The following is a 15,587-nucleotide window of genomic DNA, read 5'->3' on the forward strand; positions in this document are numbered from 1 at the left end:
CACAAACAATTGGTGCCGTGTAAAAAAGGCGCCACTTTACACAAAATCATGACTAAATATATTTTTGTTACGGGCGGCGTTACCTCGTCGTTAGGAAAAGGTATTATCTCAGCCTCTTTAGCCAAACTTCTTCAATCGCGCGGTTATCGCGTCACTATCCAAAAATTTGATCCCTATATCAATATCGATCCGGGAACATTGAACCCTTATGAACATGGAGAGTGCTATGTGACCGAAGATGGTGCCGAAACAGATCTTGACCTTGGCCATTACGAGCGTTTTTTAAATACCCCTACTTCCAAAGCAAACAACATTACTACAGGTCGTATTTACCAAAATGTGATCAATAAGGAACGTGAGGGTGCTTTTTTAGGTAAAACCGTACAGGTTGTACCGCACATTACCGATGAGATCAAAAGAAATTTCCGCATACTGGGCGAAAACGGCGAGTATGATATTGTGATCACCGAACTGGGTGGTACCGTAGGCGATATTGAGTCGTTACCTTACATTGAGGCCGTACGTCAGTTCAGGTGGGAAAATGGCTCAGGTAACTCCCTGGTTATCCATTTAACATTAGTGCCTTTCCTGGCTGCCGCTGGTGAATTAAAGACCAAACCAACCCAGCACTCTGTAAAAATGCTGCTGGAGTATGGTATACAGCCCGATATATTGGTTTGTCGCACCGAACACCCGCTTACCAATGATATCCGTAAAAAAATAGCCTTGTTCTGTAATGTGAACATTAACGCGGTAATCGAGTCAATAGATGCATCAACCATCTACGATGTGCCTTTGCTGATGCTGAAAGAGCAATTAGATAAAACCGTACTGACTAAGCTAAAATTACCTCATAAGAATGAGCCCGACCTGGAAAGCTGGAAAGATTTCCTGGGCCGTTTAAAAAACCCGACAGCCGATGTACGTATTGCCCTGGTAGGTAAATACGTAGAGCTTCCGGATGCTTATAAATCTATCAGCGAAGCGTTTATCCACGCCGGTGCTAAAATGGAGTGTAAAGTAAGGGTTGAATATATCCCATCGGAGCAATTAACACCCGAAAACGCCATCGAGAAACTAAAAGGCATGCACGGTGTACTGGTTGCCCCTGGTTTTGGCGAGCGTGGTTTTGAAGGAAAGATACAAGCTATACGCCATGTGCGCGAAAATAACATTCCGTTCTTTGGTATATGTTTAGGTATGCAATGTGCGGTTGTGGAATTTGGCCGCAATGTTTTAGGTCTGGATAATGCCAATAGTACCGAAATGAACCCTGAAACCCCATACCCGGTAATCGGCATGATGGAAGATCAGAAAAATATAACCAACAAGGGTGGCACCATGCGCCTGGGCGCTTATGCCTGCGAGCTAAAAAAGGGCAGCAAAGCCGCTGCTATATACGGGAAAAACCGCATTTCTGAGCGTCACAGACATCGTTATGAGTTTAATAACGAGTTCCTTAAACAATATGAAACAGCCGGTTTAACACCATCTGGTATCAATCCTGATAATGGTTTGGTAGAGGTTGTAGAGCTAAAAAATCACCCATTTTTCGTAGGCGCACAATTTCATCCCGAATTAAAATCAACAGTTGCTAATCCGCACCCACTTTTTATTAACTTTGTCGCCGCTTCACTGGCTTATGCCCGCAAGAAGTAAATACAGATATTTATAATGCCTGAACGTGTTCTGAATATACTATAATTGAGCTAAAGTATCGTAACATACCTACTGACGATAACTCTAAGCAATATATGGTGTACAAAGTGGCATCAATTTAAGCGACAAAGACGAAAATTTAACAGTGATGATCAATAACTGATAAAAACTGATCATTCGATACAATAGATAATGGATAAAAATACATTTACAGGATTATTCCTGATCATGGCAATTATAGCCGGCTCAATTTACTTTCTGAAGCCATCTGATGCCGAACTTAAAAAAGAACGCCTGGTACAGCAGCAGGACTCTATAAGAAAGGGCTTAACTAAAGCAAAAACCGCCGCTACAGCAGCAATCAAACCAGATACCAGCAAAGCCCAGGTAGTTGACTCAGCTCTGTTGAAAAGTCCTTTTGGAGCAGCCTCTGTAGGCAGCGAAAAAGTAATAATCTTAGAGAATAAGGACTTATTAGTAAAACTAAGCACACGCGGTGGTAAGGTTGCTTCTGTGGAACTTAAAAACTTTAAAACCTTTGATAAAAAACCACTTATACTTTTCAGTGGCGCTCAAAATCATTTCGGCTTAAATTTCACCGCCGGTAATACGCCTATAAATACCGACAATTATTACTTTACACCAAGCGCTCCTGAGCTTAAAGTTGCCGAAAAAGATTCGGCTTCGGTTACTCTGCGCTTAAGCTATAGCCCTACCCAGTATATTGACTATATATACAGCTTAAAAGGTACCGGCTATAAACTGGGCTTAACCATTAAACCAACCGGGCTTGACGGTGTCATCAACAACAGCGGTAACATTAACCTGAACTGGGCGGCCAGCCTGCACAAACAGGAAAAAGACATCAAGCAGGAGCGTCAGTATTCAACTGTGTATTATTACAACACCGAAGGACATGATGATTGGTTGAGCGAAACCAAGGATGACCAGAAAGATATCAGCGATAAAAAAATGGCTTGGGTTGCCTTTAAACAACACTTCTTTTCAAACGCGCTGGTGGTTAAAAATGGCATTAGCCGTTCAAATTTAGCAGTGTCAACCGATGTAGCTGATACTGCCGATGTTAAACAAATGAAGGCCGACCTGACCATTGCCCGTAGTGCAGATGGCAGTGTACCTATGGAGTTTTACTTTGGCCCTAATCGTTATTCTACATTAAAAGCACAGGGATCTGATCTGCAAAAGCTGGTTAACCTGGGCTGGGGACCTTTAAAATACATCAACCAATTTGCCGTATTACCAGTATTTAACTTCCTGAACCAGTTTAACTGGAGCTATGGATTGATCATCCTGGCTTTAACTATCCTGCTTAAATTGGTATTGTCGCCACTTACTTACAAATCATACCTGTCAATGGCTAAAATGCGTGTGCTGAAGCCGGAGATGGATGAGATCAAAACTAAAGTGGGCGAAGATAACCCAACCCTTTTACAACAAGAATATTTAAAGCTGTACAAAAAGGCCGGTGTAAATCCATTAGGTGGTTGTTTACCGTTATTGATCCAAATGCCGATAGTGATCGCCTTCTTCCGCTTTTTCCCAAGCTTATTTGAGCTGCGTGGCGAAAGCTTTTTGTGGATGCATGACCTATCGACCTATGACTCAGTGATCACTTTTGCTCCGATAGCTATATTGGGTGGTATAAGCCACATCAGCTTAATGTGTTTACTGATGACCATATCAACCCTGATCTATACTTATTTTAACAACCAGATATCAGGTGCTACCGGCCAGATGAAATACATCGGTTACATCACCCCTATCGTATTCCTGGTTACCCTGAACAGTTATCCTGCCGGTTTGAACTATTACTACTTCCTGGCCAACATGCTTACCTTTTTACAGCAATACCTGATCAAATTCATGGTTGATGATAAAAAGATACATGCCCAGATTCAGGAGAACAAAAAGAAGCCAGAAGAGAAGAAAAAGAAATCAGGCTTTGGAGCTCGCATGGAAGAAATGATGCGCCAGCAACAAGTACAGCCTAAGAAGAAATAGTTTTTTGGAATAAGGATCTTGGGATCAAAGAACAAGGACAAGGACTAATTATAAAAGGCTCGGGAAGATGATCTTCCCGAGCCTTTTTTTGAATCATATTATCACAGGGAATCCTTGCTCCTTATTCCCAAAATCTTTAATCCAAAAAACACTAAAATAATTAGCAAAATATATTACATTTGAAGCATGTATGCAATTGTCGATATCGAAACCACCGGAGGTCATGCCAGCGCTAATGGCATTACCGAAATTGCCATATGCATACATGATGGCAAAAAGGTGGTTAAGCGTTTCCAGTCGCTGGTAAACCCGCTTAGGGAAATACCAGTTTATATCAGTGCGCTAACCGGCATTACCAATGAGATGGTACAAAAGGCCCCTCCGTTTGAAGATGTGGCCGCTGATGTTTACCACCTTATCCACGGCAAAATATTTGTAGCTCATAACGTTAATTTCGACTATTCATTTGTACGTTATCATTTAGCAGCGGCCGGGTACGATCTACAATGTAATAAACTGTGTACCGTACGCCTGGGCCGTAAAATATTACCCGGACTACCCTCTTATAGTCTTGGGCGCTTATGCAAACACCTGGGTATTGATAACGAAAGCCGCCACCGCGCAGGTGGTGATGCTGAGGCTACAGCTGAATTGTTCACCCTGCTATTGAACAGCGATACAGAAGGACATATCAAAGGAGCATTGAAGCAGGGATCCAAGGAGCAATTGCTCCCTCCTAATCTTCCCAAAAAGGATCTTGACCAGTTACCTTATATGCCCGGTGTATATTACTTTCATGATCAAAAGGGTAAAGTGATCTATGTAGGTAAGGCCAAAAGCCTGAAGAAAAGGGTAAGCAGCCATTTCACCGGTAATAACCCAGGCTTGCAGCGACAGGAATTTTTACGCAACATCCACCAGGTAACTTACCAAGTTTGCGGTACCGAATTGATCGCTTTTGTATTGGAAGCCATTGAGATCAAACGTCTGTGGCCCAAATATAACCGTTCTCTGAAACGTTTTGAGAATGCTTATTGCTTATATGCTTTTGAAGATCAGCGTGGTTACCTGCGCCTGGCAGTAGATAATTACCGTAAATACAGCGACCCGATATACACCTGTAATTCCCTGCTCGATGGCTATAATTTGCTTAACAAGCTGATCGAAAATTTTGAGCTTTGCCCTAAATTGTGCTTTATCCAAAAGAACCAGGACCTGTGTACCAGCGTTGCTGGCAGCTCCTGTGCCTGCGAAGGTGTAGAGACAGTGGATGACTACAACCGCAAAGTAAATACCGCTATTGACCAATTAAAACAGGCCTTGCCTACCTATGCCATCCGTGATGAAGGCCGTACCGGTGATGAGCATAGCTGTATATTGGTGGAGAAAGGCCAGTTTTATGGGATGGGCTATATCTCCCATTATTTCGACGCTGATAATATCCAGCAACTCAAAAATTACCTCACCCCATACCCGGGTAATGACTATATCAAGAATATCGTATCCAATTACGCCAGCCGCTATCCAGATCGAATGGTGGTATTTGCTTCCTGAGTAAACAAAATTGTTGTCATGCTGAATTTATTTCAGCATCCCACAGGCGGATACCCTTTTTAGGGCTGATAGCTTTTCCTATGAGATACCGAAATAAATTCGGCATGACTCATATTTTATCTGCACATCTGAAATTTGCACATCCGCACACCTGCCTTAACTTTTTATCACCCGTTGTATTTCATCCAGCTTCATCAGAGCCTCAACTGGAGTAAGGGTATTTACGTCAAGGTTATTCAGGGTATCACGGATCTTGACCAATACCGGGTCATCTATAGAGAACATTTGCATTTGTACAGCTTGTTTTTGCACTTTGCGGATACTCTCCTTAATATGCTCGCCACCGGTACGCTCGTTTTCCAGTTTCTTCAAGATCTCGTTAGCACGGGTAAGCACTTTTGGTGGCATACCCGCCAGTTTAGCCACGTGAATACCAAAGCTATGCTCGCTGCCGCCCGGTACCAGCTTACGCAGGAAAATGATCTGGTGGCCAACCTCTTTTACCGATACATTAAAATTTTTGATGCGGTTAAAACTATTGCTTAGCTCGTTCAGCTCATGATAGTGGGTGGCAAACAACGTTTTGGCTTTGGCCGATGGATGATTATGCAGGTATTCGGCAATTGACCAGGCTATGGAAATACCATCGTACGTTGAAGTACCGCGACCGATCTCATCCAGCAGGATCAGGCTACGGTCTGACAGGTTGTTCAAAATACTGGCGGTCTCATTCATTTCCACCATAAAGGTTGATTCGCCGGATGAAAGATTGTCTGAAGCACCCACCCTGGTAAATATCTTATCTACCAACCCTATCGAAGCAGATTTGGCGGGTACAAAACAGCCCATTTGAGCCATCAGTACAATCAAACCGGTTTGCCTTAACAGGGCCGATTTACCTGCCATGTTGGGGCCGGTAATGATAATGATCTGTTGGGTTTCCGAATCCAAATAAACATCATTGGTGATATAAGATTCGCCCAGCGGCAGGTTCTTCTCGATCACCGGATGGCGGCCACCTTTAATATCCAGCTCCCGGCTTTCGCTCATTTCGGGCTTTACATAGTAGTTTTTGATAGATATGGTAGCAAAGTTAAGCAGCACATCCAAACGGGCTATCAATTGGGCATTAAGCTGTATCGGCTTAATATATTCGGCAAGGGCGTAGAGCAGGTCGTTATACAGGCGTGTTTCCAGTGCTAGTATCTTTTCCTCGGCGCCTAATATCTGCTCTTCGTATTCTTTTAATTCGGGGGTGATATAACGTTCGGCATTCACCAGTGTCTGCTTGCGGATCCATTCCGAAGGCACCTTATCACGATGACTGTGCGTAACTTCCAGGTAATAACCAAATACGTTATTAAAGGATACTTTGAGCGATGGGATGCCTGTGGCTTCAGCCTCACGCTTTTGAATCTCCAGCAGGTAGCCTTTACCGCCAAAGGCGATCTTACGTAACCTGTCCAGTTCTTCATTGATCCCCTCGTTCATCACTGATCCTTTTACGATCATTACCGGAGGCTCGGCGTGCAATTCCTTTTCTATCTTTTCGCAAATGAGCACACATGGGTTAAGCTGCTCGCCAATGGCCCTGAGCGGTTGGCTCTCTGATGTTTCGGCTATTTTTTTGATAGAGCCGATAGCTATCAATGCTTTTTTAAGCTGGCATACTTCACGCGGGTTGGCCCTTTGCAAGCCAATCTTTGAAATAAGCCTTTCCAGGTCACCTATCTGGCGGATGTATTGCTGTAGTTCTTCGCGGAGTTCTTCCTGGGCTATCAGGTATTCCACCACACCAAGCCGGTCATTGATCGGCTTTATTTCCTTTAGCGGCATCACTATCCAGCGGCGCAGCAAGCGTGCCCCCATGGGCGAACTGGTCTGATCAAGCACATCAACCAAAGTTTTGGCGTTTTCATTAGTCGAACCAATCAATTCCAGGTTGCGAATGCTGAACCTGTCCATCCACAGATACCTGTCTTCTTCAATACGACCTATTGAGGATATATGCTGCAGGTTGCGGTGTTCAGTCTCGTTCAGATAGTGTATAGCGACGCCCGCGGCAACAATGCCCAGGTTAAGCTTATCGATACCAAAGCCTTTGAGCGATTTCACCCCGAAATGCTTTAGCAGGGTTTCATTGGCATAATCGCCGCTGTAGGGCCATTCGTCAAGCGCATAGGTATAAAAGCGATCACCGTAGGTATCCTTAAAATCACGGGTACGGCCTTTAGGGTAGATCACCTCACTGGGCGAAAAGCTTTGCAACAGTTTATCAATATAATCGCTGTTACCTTGCGCGGTGATAAACTCACCTGTCGAAATATCAATGAGGGCAATACCGATACTATTTTTTTCAAAATGCAACGATGCCAGGTAATTATTGGTCTTCTGATGCAGTATGTTATCATTGGTAGCCACACCTGGGGTAACCAATTCGGTAACGCCGCGTTTAACAATGGTTTTAGTGGTTTTAGGATCTTCCAGCTGATCGCAGATAGCTACACGCTGCCCTGCCCTAACCAATTTGGGCAGATAAGTTTCCAGCGAATGATGCGGAAAACCGGCCAGTTCAATATGGGTACCAACACCATTACCACGGCGGGTAAGTACAATGCCTAATATGCCTGAGGCTTTAATGGCATCTTCGCCAAAGGTTTCGTAAAAATCGCCCACACGGAATAGCAGCAAGGCACCGGGATACTTAGCCTTTATGGCATTGTATTGCTGCATTAAGGGGGTTTCTTTGGTAGTGTCTTTAGCCAAGCGGTTACTCCTTTTGTTAATCGGGTAAAGTTAATGCATTGACTGCGCATTTACGGGATTGTGGAAAAGTTACAGCTTTGTGGAAATCAGCAAAACCGTGGGCTTTATATACGGAGAACTAATAACCTGAAAACAAAACTCAAAAGTCTTAAATAGCAGTTGATTGCAATTATCTGCTTAATCCACCAAAGGTTTTCTGATCAGAAAAAGGTGATGCTGGCCTAATTTTGGCCTTGATGTAGCGATCTATAATATCATTATAAATGTCCTTGTCGTTTCCCTCTATCAAATCGGTCGACACACAGATACAACTGTTCCTGATACCCTCTCCTTTTACAGTAAAAAAGATAGACAAGCCCTGTCCACGCATTTTCCCGCAGCTGATGTCTGTAACATCTTTCCAGTAAACAACCTTATTTTCAATATGATAGATCAGTTTTTCATGATCAATTTGCAGTGCGGCTTTATCTTTCAAATCGTAAGTAAAACATTGCCTGCAGTAATAAACCGCAACAGCACTAAGAATAGCTATTACCGGTAAAACACCCGGCCAGTTATGGGTATTCATGTCCGCAACACATATAAACGCTATAGCAAAAGGTATAATAATACCCACAAGCCACAAGGCTTTACTGCATTTATAAGTAATAACGTTCATTTTAGGTTTTACGGAAATACTAAAATAAAAAAAATAATTGGAATTAAAAAATATTTAATGTCAATATTACAGTTTTTTTATTTTTATTCTTACTAATTGGTTTACAAACAGATATACGATAGATATTGTTCCTGGGTTTGCTGGCGTAAAACATTTTTATAAAAACCCTTCAATATTTTTTGGCTGGAGTTGCGCCACCGGTCACAAACAACTTTTTCCAAATACTGTTTAAGCTAAAATTTACCTGATGAGCACCTTAAGACTACTAAGCGACGAACAAAGCAACCGGATCAAACTTTTTTATAAAACCGGTTTTCCCATCGGTATTATATTTATACTGGCTTTTGGCATCCCTTTGAGTGTTGTTGCATTAGCTTTTGCGGGTATAATGGCCTCCATAGCCATGCTTCTTTTAATTACCGGTGGCATTTATCTTATTGTCAAAAAACGAAATCAAAAAATAGCTCATGCTCTGGAAGTATATCAATACGGAACCGAAGAAGACATCTATTTCGACTCCATTGAACTAAATTATAACTACCAGGTAAATGGCCGGCCACAACAGATTATCCATATACGGCGCGGTAACGAACTGATACAGGTTAAAACATTCAGCAACAGGGTTTGCGATGCCTTTAGGCTGCCTTCGCAAAAGGCCTACTTTTATGAGCAGTATCCCGAGATTGTTTTACCCTCGTCTATATTTTATACCGCTATTGACGATAAACAAGATCCGCCTCAAAAAACCAGGAGCATTAATATTTAATCATCCTCTTTCGCTGCTCAAAAAACTTCTTAAACCCTAAATTTTAACACTTTTTTGCTCAAAAAGAGGGCTAAAATGGCTCAAAAACTGCCGAAAACTCGTTCAAAACCATCGATTTTAACACTTTTTAACAAATTTTTGATGGGTTTTGAAAGCTTTAAAAAGTATTAAATATTTGATTATCAAATAACTAACTTTAAAATAGTTTGTTTTTGGCTTGATTTTCTCCTTAATAAAACAGCCCGGATTTTCTTTTTGATCAGAAAAACCGGGCTGCCGTTCACTCAAATATACGAAAATTTGGGCGTAAATCCAACTCTTAATTTCCTGATATACGGCCTTGCTCCTGCCTTCATTTGGAAATATGAATTTTTATTAATTACTTTGAATTACAAAGTACTTTTAAATGATAAGATCATATCGATATTTCACCCCTGCCCTGCTGCTTTTTTTGCTGGAGGCTTTGATTGCCCGGTACGTGCATGATAGCATCATCCGCCCGTTTGGCGGCGATTTCCTGGCCGTATTATTTCTTTACTGCCTTATCAAAAGCTTTTTTTATATACCGGTATTCAAAGCCGCTTCATGGGCATTGCTGGTGGCCTATGCCATAGAGGTTTCGCAATATTTTCATTTAACCCGCTTACTGGGCCTGCAAAACTCCAAAACCATCACGTTAATATTAGGCAGTTTCTTTTCATGGACGGATATATTGTGCTACACCTGTGCTTTTGTGCTCATTATCATGACAGAACAATTCAGAGCCCGCCTCGCGGCAGGTAATCAAATAATCAGGAACCTGAAACAATAAATATGGAATATTTTGTAGATGAGCACTCTATAGTGCGAAAGATTTGGGGCAAGGCCGATACCATCCTGTTTATTTTTGCGGGGGCGGCTGCCGAGTTTGCCCTGAACAAAGCGGTTGACTGGCTATACTTTACCGGTAAGCTCCCCGCAGATCCGCTGGGCCGCTTATTCTCTACGGTGGCTTATTCCCGGCAGATCATTTTTTCGGAGCGTGAGGCGGCCCTAAAGGCTATTGACAGGATCACTGCCATTCATCAGGGTGTTGAAGCCAGCCGGGGCGCACAAATCCCCGATTGGGCCTATCGCGATGTGCTGTTCCTCCTTATCGATCTTTCTATCAGTTCCTACGAACTGTTGGAACGGCCCCTAACCCTGTTAGAAAAAGCCCAGACCTTTGCCGTATTCAAACGCGTAGGTACGCGCATGCAGCTTACTGGTTTGCCCGCCACCTATTCCGAATACCTGGACATGCGTCACCAACATCTGCAACAAAACCTGGTTCAGGGCGACTTAACCATCGACCTGTATCATCAATATCGCCTGCATTTGGGTGCCGCGCGCTACCAGGTATTAAAGCAGGCTCAGTTGCTGGTGGTGCCATCCCAGGTGCGTGATCGCCTCCGCCTAAACACGGTGTCGTGGTTGCGGCCCGTATTATGGGGATACAAACTTTTAAAACTGTTAAAACTGAGCGCGTTTTTACGCGACGCGCTGCTACCGGCAGCCTACAAATCGCAAATAAAAGATCTTGATAACGTATACCTCCAATCTTAAAAACGGTGAAGATAAGTCACTTTTTTACATTTGTTAAGCAAGAGGCCTTATCCTGCCTGTTCCCGGCATTGGTTTTTACAATGCTGGCTATATCGCATTTGTTTAAGGTGTTTATTCCCCGGTATGATTTTATGCTGATAGCCTGCCTGTTGATCCAGGCGGCCATGTACTACACCAAAATTGAGACCAAAGATGAAGTACTGGTGATCTGTGTATTCCACCTTTTGGGCCTCGGGATGGAGCTGTTTAAAGTGCATTACGGTTCCTGGGCCTATCCCGAGTTTGCTTATACCAAAGTTTTTGGCGTGCCTTTGTACAGCGGTTTTATGTATGCCAGCGTAGCTAGCTATCTGTGCCAGGCCTGGCGGCGGTTAAAGCTCCGGATCATCAACTGGCCGCATCACCGTACCGCACGTGTCATAGGCGCGCTTATTTATTTGAACTTTTTTACTAATAAGTTTTTCTATGATGTGCGATACCTTATCGGTTTACTGATCCTTTACTTTTTCTGGCAATCGGTAGTGATATTTGATTTGAAAGGCAAGTTGTACCGCATACCTACCATACTTTCGTTCCTGCTCATCGGCTTTTTTATCTGGCTGGCCGAAAACGTGGCTACCCTGCTTGGCGCCTGGAAATATGCTTACCAGCACCACGGCTGGGCCATGGTGAATTATCAAAAAATAAGCTCCTGGGGCTTCCTGGTGATCGTAAGCTTTATTATAGTTGCCGAATTAAAAATGCTGAAAAGTGGTGTAAAAAAGCCAGCTCCTTTAATTGCCGACACCGTGCATAATTAAGATAGGGTGTCATGAAGTCAGTCGAAGCATAATGGGCAGGCCTCCGCGCGGGTCTTCGACAAGTTCAGACTGACAGGTCATTTTATTTGCGGCTTCTGTCTACATGATTTATTTTTAAACAGAATGAAGACTTACAAAGTTTCGAAAACTTCGTAAGTTTCTAAATACCACCCGTTACCACAAGCGAGACGCTTGCGGTAGCGGGTGGTAACTTTTATTTTATTACGGGTTTAACAACAATGGGAGTAACTTGATACATGGCACCACAATGAATCGTGTGGAATATTTCTACATATTTTTCAGGCCCTTCTTCCACAATCCTATCCCTTTCGTCATAGATTGCATCAGCCATTCCGCTATGTGAACGCTTGGGATTATTTTTATTAATAGTTAAGTATCCATAAAATTTACCATTCTTATCCAAAACCTGGGGCGGATATTTTGCATTGATATTAAAAGGCGAATAATCACTCGTTTTACTGCCGTAAACACCGTATTCATTCCATATAGATTTGGCACCATGCGTAGCGCCATAATCACTGAACTGACTCCATATCGAGTTTAATTCATCGTTCTCGATATAAGTGAGATAGCCTAAAAATTGATCATGATTTTTACCGCCGTATAATTTTAGTTTGGGTTGAGCATTTGTATTAAATGATATAACAAACAATAATAAGATGATGGCGGCCAGTGATTTCATGAATTGATTCTTTTATTATATTACCCTCCAGTTGATACGCATGTGCCAGGAGCTAAACTTATTTAGTATGGAAATTCGATGAGAGACTCTCCGTATGGCTTTAATAGCAAGCAGTCAATGGCTTGCAAATCAGATTTATTAAAATTTAGCATTGCTAAAAGTGTTTCCCGCGTATTTTCTCTTTGGATAAATACTTTTAATACCTTTACTGTATAACTTCTGATCTCGTCATCTTTCATCTCTTTAAAATTTGGAGGTGGAAGATGGCATCCCACCCGATAATCATATACAAACGGCTGTATAACAGTTTTTTCAGATTGTTTTAAGGTTTTTATCAAAGCTTTATCGTACTGCAAAAATTGGATTGCTTTATATAGTTCACCCGTTACAACACTTGATGAATCATTGCTAAATGCAATATTTGTAACGATTCCTTGTTTGCTGACATTGAATTTCACGAAAACGCAGGCTTGCCTGCATAAATGTTGTAAATCTTTTACGTCTGGATGATAGTTTTCGCGGAGACAATTGGCAACGTGCTCTCCAACTTGAATATTGGTTAAAGTTTGGGCGGATAAGGTATTTATCGACAGATATATACCTATAATTGCAATAATTGTTTTTTTCATATGCTACTACTTGCAAATTGTTCTTTGGAGCCTCAGATAGCGCACGCATGTGCTTTTTTAAAAACATCCCCCTGCTACCGCAAGCGTCTCGCTTGTGGTCTCCATGATTATACTTCCAGCTATTCAATTATATATCAACACAAGCGAGACGCTTGCGGTAGCGAGAGCCTTGCTCAAATTAAATCCTGATCAGGATATTCACTGAGTAACATACGTAGGTTTCACTACTACTTTTCGTACAATAAATCTTTCGCCTTCTGGTTCTATCATGAAAAATGCAAATTTCATTTTATATCCACTTTCAATAAATAACTTTGATGAAGATATTAAATTAGGAAGATTAACCAACCTCAATGATTGTAATTCCTTCCGGGTAACAGTAATACTTTTTGTTTTCCGACTATCATAAATAAAAGAGGGTTTTCCATTTAATTTTATACAAACACAATTAATTATATAATACTTTAATGGGCCATCAGTCTCTAAATCAAGCATCCTTGCGTTGACAGGAATCTTTGCTGTATCGACCAAATAATAAACAGAATCAATTTTAGGCTCTTTTTGTGCAAATACGTCCAATGAGCAAAAAACCAAGAGTGCAAAAAGTAAATTTTTCATAATATATTTTATTAACATCCGCTTTTAGGCAGTTTATCCGTAGTTACAGTTGTATTCAATTGAGAGTTCCAAAAGGAATTCAGCTGTGTTGATGTAATGTTATACTTCGTCATTATACTATTAAATATCGTATTTAAAGACCCTTGCATTGGTAGTGAGTCTCCAGTATCCAAACCGTATAACATAGCCATTGCGTATTGTTGGTCGGTATGTGCTCCATTATCCCAACTCTTTAAAATTCCTACGGCTTTAGTAAAGTAATCATTTAACATTTCATTATGATCTCGATAGTTAGAGGGAAGCCCATTCATTAATCCCCAGTAATCTAATGAATATAGCCAAGGTTTTGAGGAACTATAATTTGGAGGCGTCTTAAAGCCATCTGTATACGATATTATATTATAGTTTATGTATGCATGCAGAGTTTCATGTATTGCCGCAGCCGCAATTAAGAGCTCAGAACTATTTTGAAGCATAGTTGTGTTTAATGTAATTGTAGCGCTCCGACCTATGGCTTGAGTGTTTCCTAACTCATAAACATTTGCGGAACCAGTAATTGGACTGGGGCTATTCCAAGCCAATGGAGAGTTTCCCCAATTTATATCCGGTTTTATATTAGTTGTAAATGGAGCAACAAAGGTATTATAACCTGGAATTCCCATAAGTTTATTAATTATCAATTTTACCGCACAAGGAAAATGTTTTGCCAGGCTATCAGTATTGATGGTTATAGGTGTTGTCCCACTACCCGGCGGCGGAACCACAACCACACATGGCCCGAGCGGTGCAGGAGACGGGAACCCTCCACCATCATCCGGAGGTGGCGGAGGCATATTGTTTACAGCTAAATGACCTGTAGATTGGCCACGTGCAGTACCAGGCGGGCAAGACGGCGGTGTATAACTACCGTTGTCTCCTCCTCCGCTTCCATCACCGGTAAAGCATTGAGTGTATTCGTACTCTACCTCTACAAGTTTTCCATTCACATATGTTAAATCGTAATAATCGAAACACTCTTCTCCTCCCGGCTCTACCATATTGTCTGGCTTTAATTTGGAGCTGCCGGTGCTTTGTACTTTGGTGCCCGGTGTAGCCGTCTGTGTTCCCGGCACAACAATATGCCCGTCCTTATATCGCCAGCCGCTCACATATTTACCATCAGGAGTATAATAGAGTACCAGTCCGCTAAAATCAGCCTCGCGTTTACTATAGGTGTTGCGGGTCAGTTTATCCAGGTCGTTTTTTAAATAGGCCGAATCGGCAATCAGTGTCATGACATATGCATCATAACTTGTTCCGTTGTTCAGTAAAATATACGAGCTTCGGCTATAGTTTTGGTTGGTGGTTTGGCCGGTGGTCATGTTTTTGATGGCCGAACCAAATTTAACAGATGGATCAACCGGCATTTCTATTACCTGTTGATTAAATCTCGAATAGCTGGCAGTATGCTGCCAATCGGGTTTTATCAACTGGCTCCAATCTTTATTCCCTGTTGTAGCCTGGGAACTTAGTTTGCTACCGGTTGGATAAGTACTCTCGTACCAGCTTTTAGCCTGGGCAATAGCTGGATCGGAAACTTTATTCTGCTGTTCGGTATGAACATCTTTTTTACAGCTGTTAATGATAACAGCGACTAAACAGGTAGCGGCAAATAATAGCAGGGGCAGTTTTTTGAACATGGGTTTAGGTATAGGAAAACAATAATTTATTTAAAATAATACCGGACAATATGTTGTTAATATTTTAGCGTGGCAATAGGTGTTTTCACGGTATTTAAAGAATGAGGAAATTAAAGATTATCATTTTTAATTCCCTCCCCACGGGAGGG

13 protein-coding genes are annotated in these 15,587 nt (G+C 41.9%); 7 read left to right on the forward strand and 6 right to left on the reverse strand.

Annotation, left to right across the window (positions count from 1 at the left end; genetic code table 11):
* Nucleotides 1–48: 48 nt before the first annotated feature.
* From pyrG to AC57BQ_RS12330, 3 genes are all read left to right on the forward strand, one after another.
* Nucleotides 49–1,659 (forward strand): CTP synthase, encoded by a 1,611-nt coding sequence (pyrG, locus tag AC57BQ_RS12320; protein WP_496406564.1) that lies wholly within the window; start codon nucleotides 49–51, stop codon nucleotides 1,657–1,659.
* 192 nt (nucleotides 1,660–1,851) lie between these two features.
* Nucleotides 1,852–3,681: a membrane protein insertase YidC gene (yidC, locus tag AC57BQ_RS12325; RefSeq protein ID WP_496406565.1), complete on the forward strand. Its 1,830-nt coding sequence runs from the start codon at nucleotides 1,852–1,854 to the stop codon at nucleotides 3,679–3,681.
* 186 nt (nucleotides 3,682–3,867) lie between these two features.
* Nucleotides 3,868–5,235 carry an exonuclease domain-containing protein gene (locus AC57BQ_RS12330; RefSeq protein WP_496406566.1) on the forward strand — a complete coding sequence of 456 codons (1,368 nt, stop codon included), beginning with the start codon at nucleotides 3,868–3,870 and terminating at the stop codon, nucleotides 5,233–5,235.
* A gap of 156 nt (nucleotides 5,236–5,391) precedes the next feature.
* Here AC57BQ_RS12330 and mutS read toward each other — a convergent pair whose 3' ends face one another.
* A complete protein-coding gene (gene mutS / locus AC57BQ_RS12335; RefSeq protein WP_496406567.1) occupies nucleotides 5,392–8,001 on the reverse strand; it encodes a DNA mismatch repair protein MutS in 2,610 nt (869 codons plus the stop codon).
* Between the two features lie 169 nt (nucleotides 8,002–8,170).
* Nucleotides 8,171–8,659, reverse strand: a complete 489-nt coding sequence (locus AC57BQ_RS12340; protein ID WP_496406568.1) for a hypothetical protein — start codon at nucleotides 8,657–8,659, stop codon at nucleotides 8,171–8,173.
* A gap of 247 nt (nucleotides 8,660–8,906) precedes the next feature.
* Here AC57BQ_RS12340 and AC57BQ_RS12345 point away from each other — a divergent pair, with 247 nt between their 5' ends.
* From AC57BQ_RS12345 to AC57BQ_RS12360, 4 genes are all read left to right on the forward strand, one after another.
* Nucleotides 8,907–9,425, forward strand: a complete 519-nt coding sequence (locus tag AC57BQ_RS12345; RefSeq protein ID WP_496406569.1) for a hypothetical protein — start codon at nucleotides 8,907–8,909, stop codon at nucleotides 9,423–9,425.
* A 406-nt stretch (nucleotides 9,426–9,831) separates the two neighbouring features.
* Nucleotides 9,832–10,236, forward strand: a complete 405-nt coding sequence (locus tag AC57BQ_RS12350; protein ID WP_496406570.1) for a ribosomal maturation YjgA family protein — start codon at nucleotides 9,832–9,834, stop codon at nucleotides 10,234–10,236.
* 2 nt (nucleotides 10,237–10,238) lie between these two features.
* Nucleotides 10,239–11,009 (forward strand): oxygenase MpaB family protein, encoded by a 771-nt coding sequence (locus AC57BQ_RS12355; protein ID WP_496406571.1) that lies wholly within the window; start codon nucleotides 10,239–10,241, stop codon nucleotides 11,007–11,009.
* 5 nt (nucleotides 11,010–11,014) lie between these two features.
* Nucleotides 11,015–11,809 carry a DUF817 domain-containing protein gene (locus AC57BQ_RS12360; RefSeq protein ID WP_496406572.1) on the forward strand — a complete coding sequence of 265 codons (795 nt, stop codon included), beginning with the start codon at nucleotides 11,015–11,017 and terminating at the stop codon, nucleotides 11,807–11,809.
* A gap of 214 nt (nucleotides 11,810–12,023) precedes the next feature.
* Here the strand turns inward: AC57BQ_RS12360 and AC57BQ_RS12365 are convergent, their stop codons facing one another.
* From AC57BQ_RS12365 to AC57BQ_RS12380, 4 genes are all read right to left on the reverse strand, one after another.
* The gene (locus AC57BQ_RS12365; RefSeq protein WP_496406573.1) at nucleotides 12,024–12,512 is read right to left on the reverse strand and encodes a hypothetical protein; all 489 of its coding nucleotides are present in this window, start codon (nucleotides 12,510–12,512) and stop codon (nucleotides 12,024–12,026) included.
* Nucleotides 12,513–12,574: 62 nt separating this feature from the next.
* A complete protein-coding gene (locus AC57BQ_RS12370) occupies nucleotides 12,575–13,141 on the reverse strand; it encodes a hypothetical protein (RefSeq protein ID WP_496406574.1) in 567 nt (188 codons plus the stop codon).
* Nucleotides 13,142–13,339: 198 nt separating this feature from the next.
* On the reverse strand, nucleotides 13,340–13,759 hold the full coding sequence (locus AC57BQ_RS12375; protein ID WP_496406575.1) for a hypothetical protein: 420 nt from the start codon (nucleotides 13,757–13,759) through the stop codon (nucleotides 13,340–13,342).
* Between the two features lie 11 nt (nucleotides 13,760–13,770).
* Nucleotides 13,771–15,438, reverse strand: a complete 1,668-nt coding sequence (locus AC57BQ_RS12380) for a hypothetical protein (protein WP_496406576.1) — start codon at nucleotides 15,436–15,438, stop codon at nucleotides 13,771–13,773.
* Nucleotides 15,439–15,587 lie beyond the last annotated feature (149 nt).

It is taken from the genome of Mucilaginibacter sp. BGA-UO-ETr-C110 (assembly GCF_059567985.1).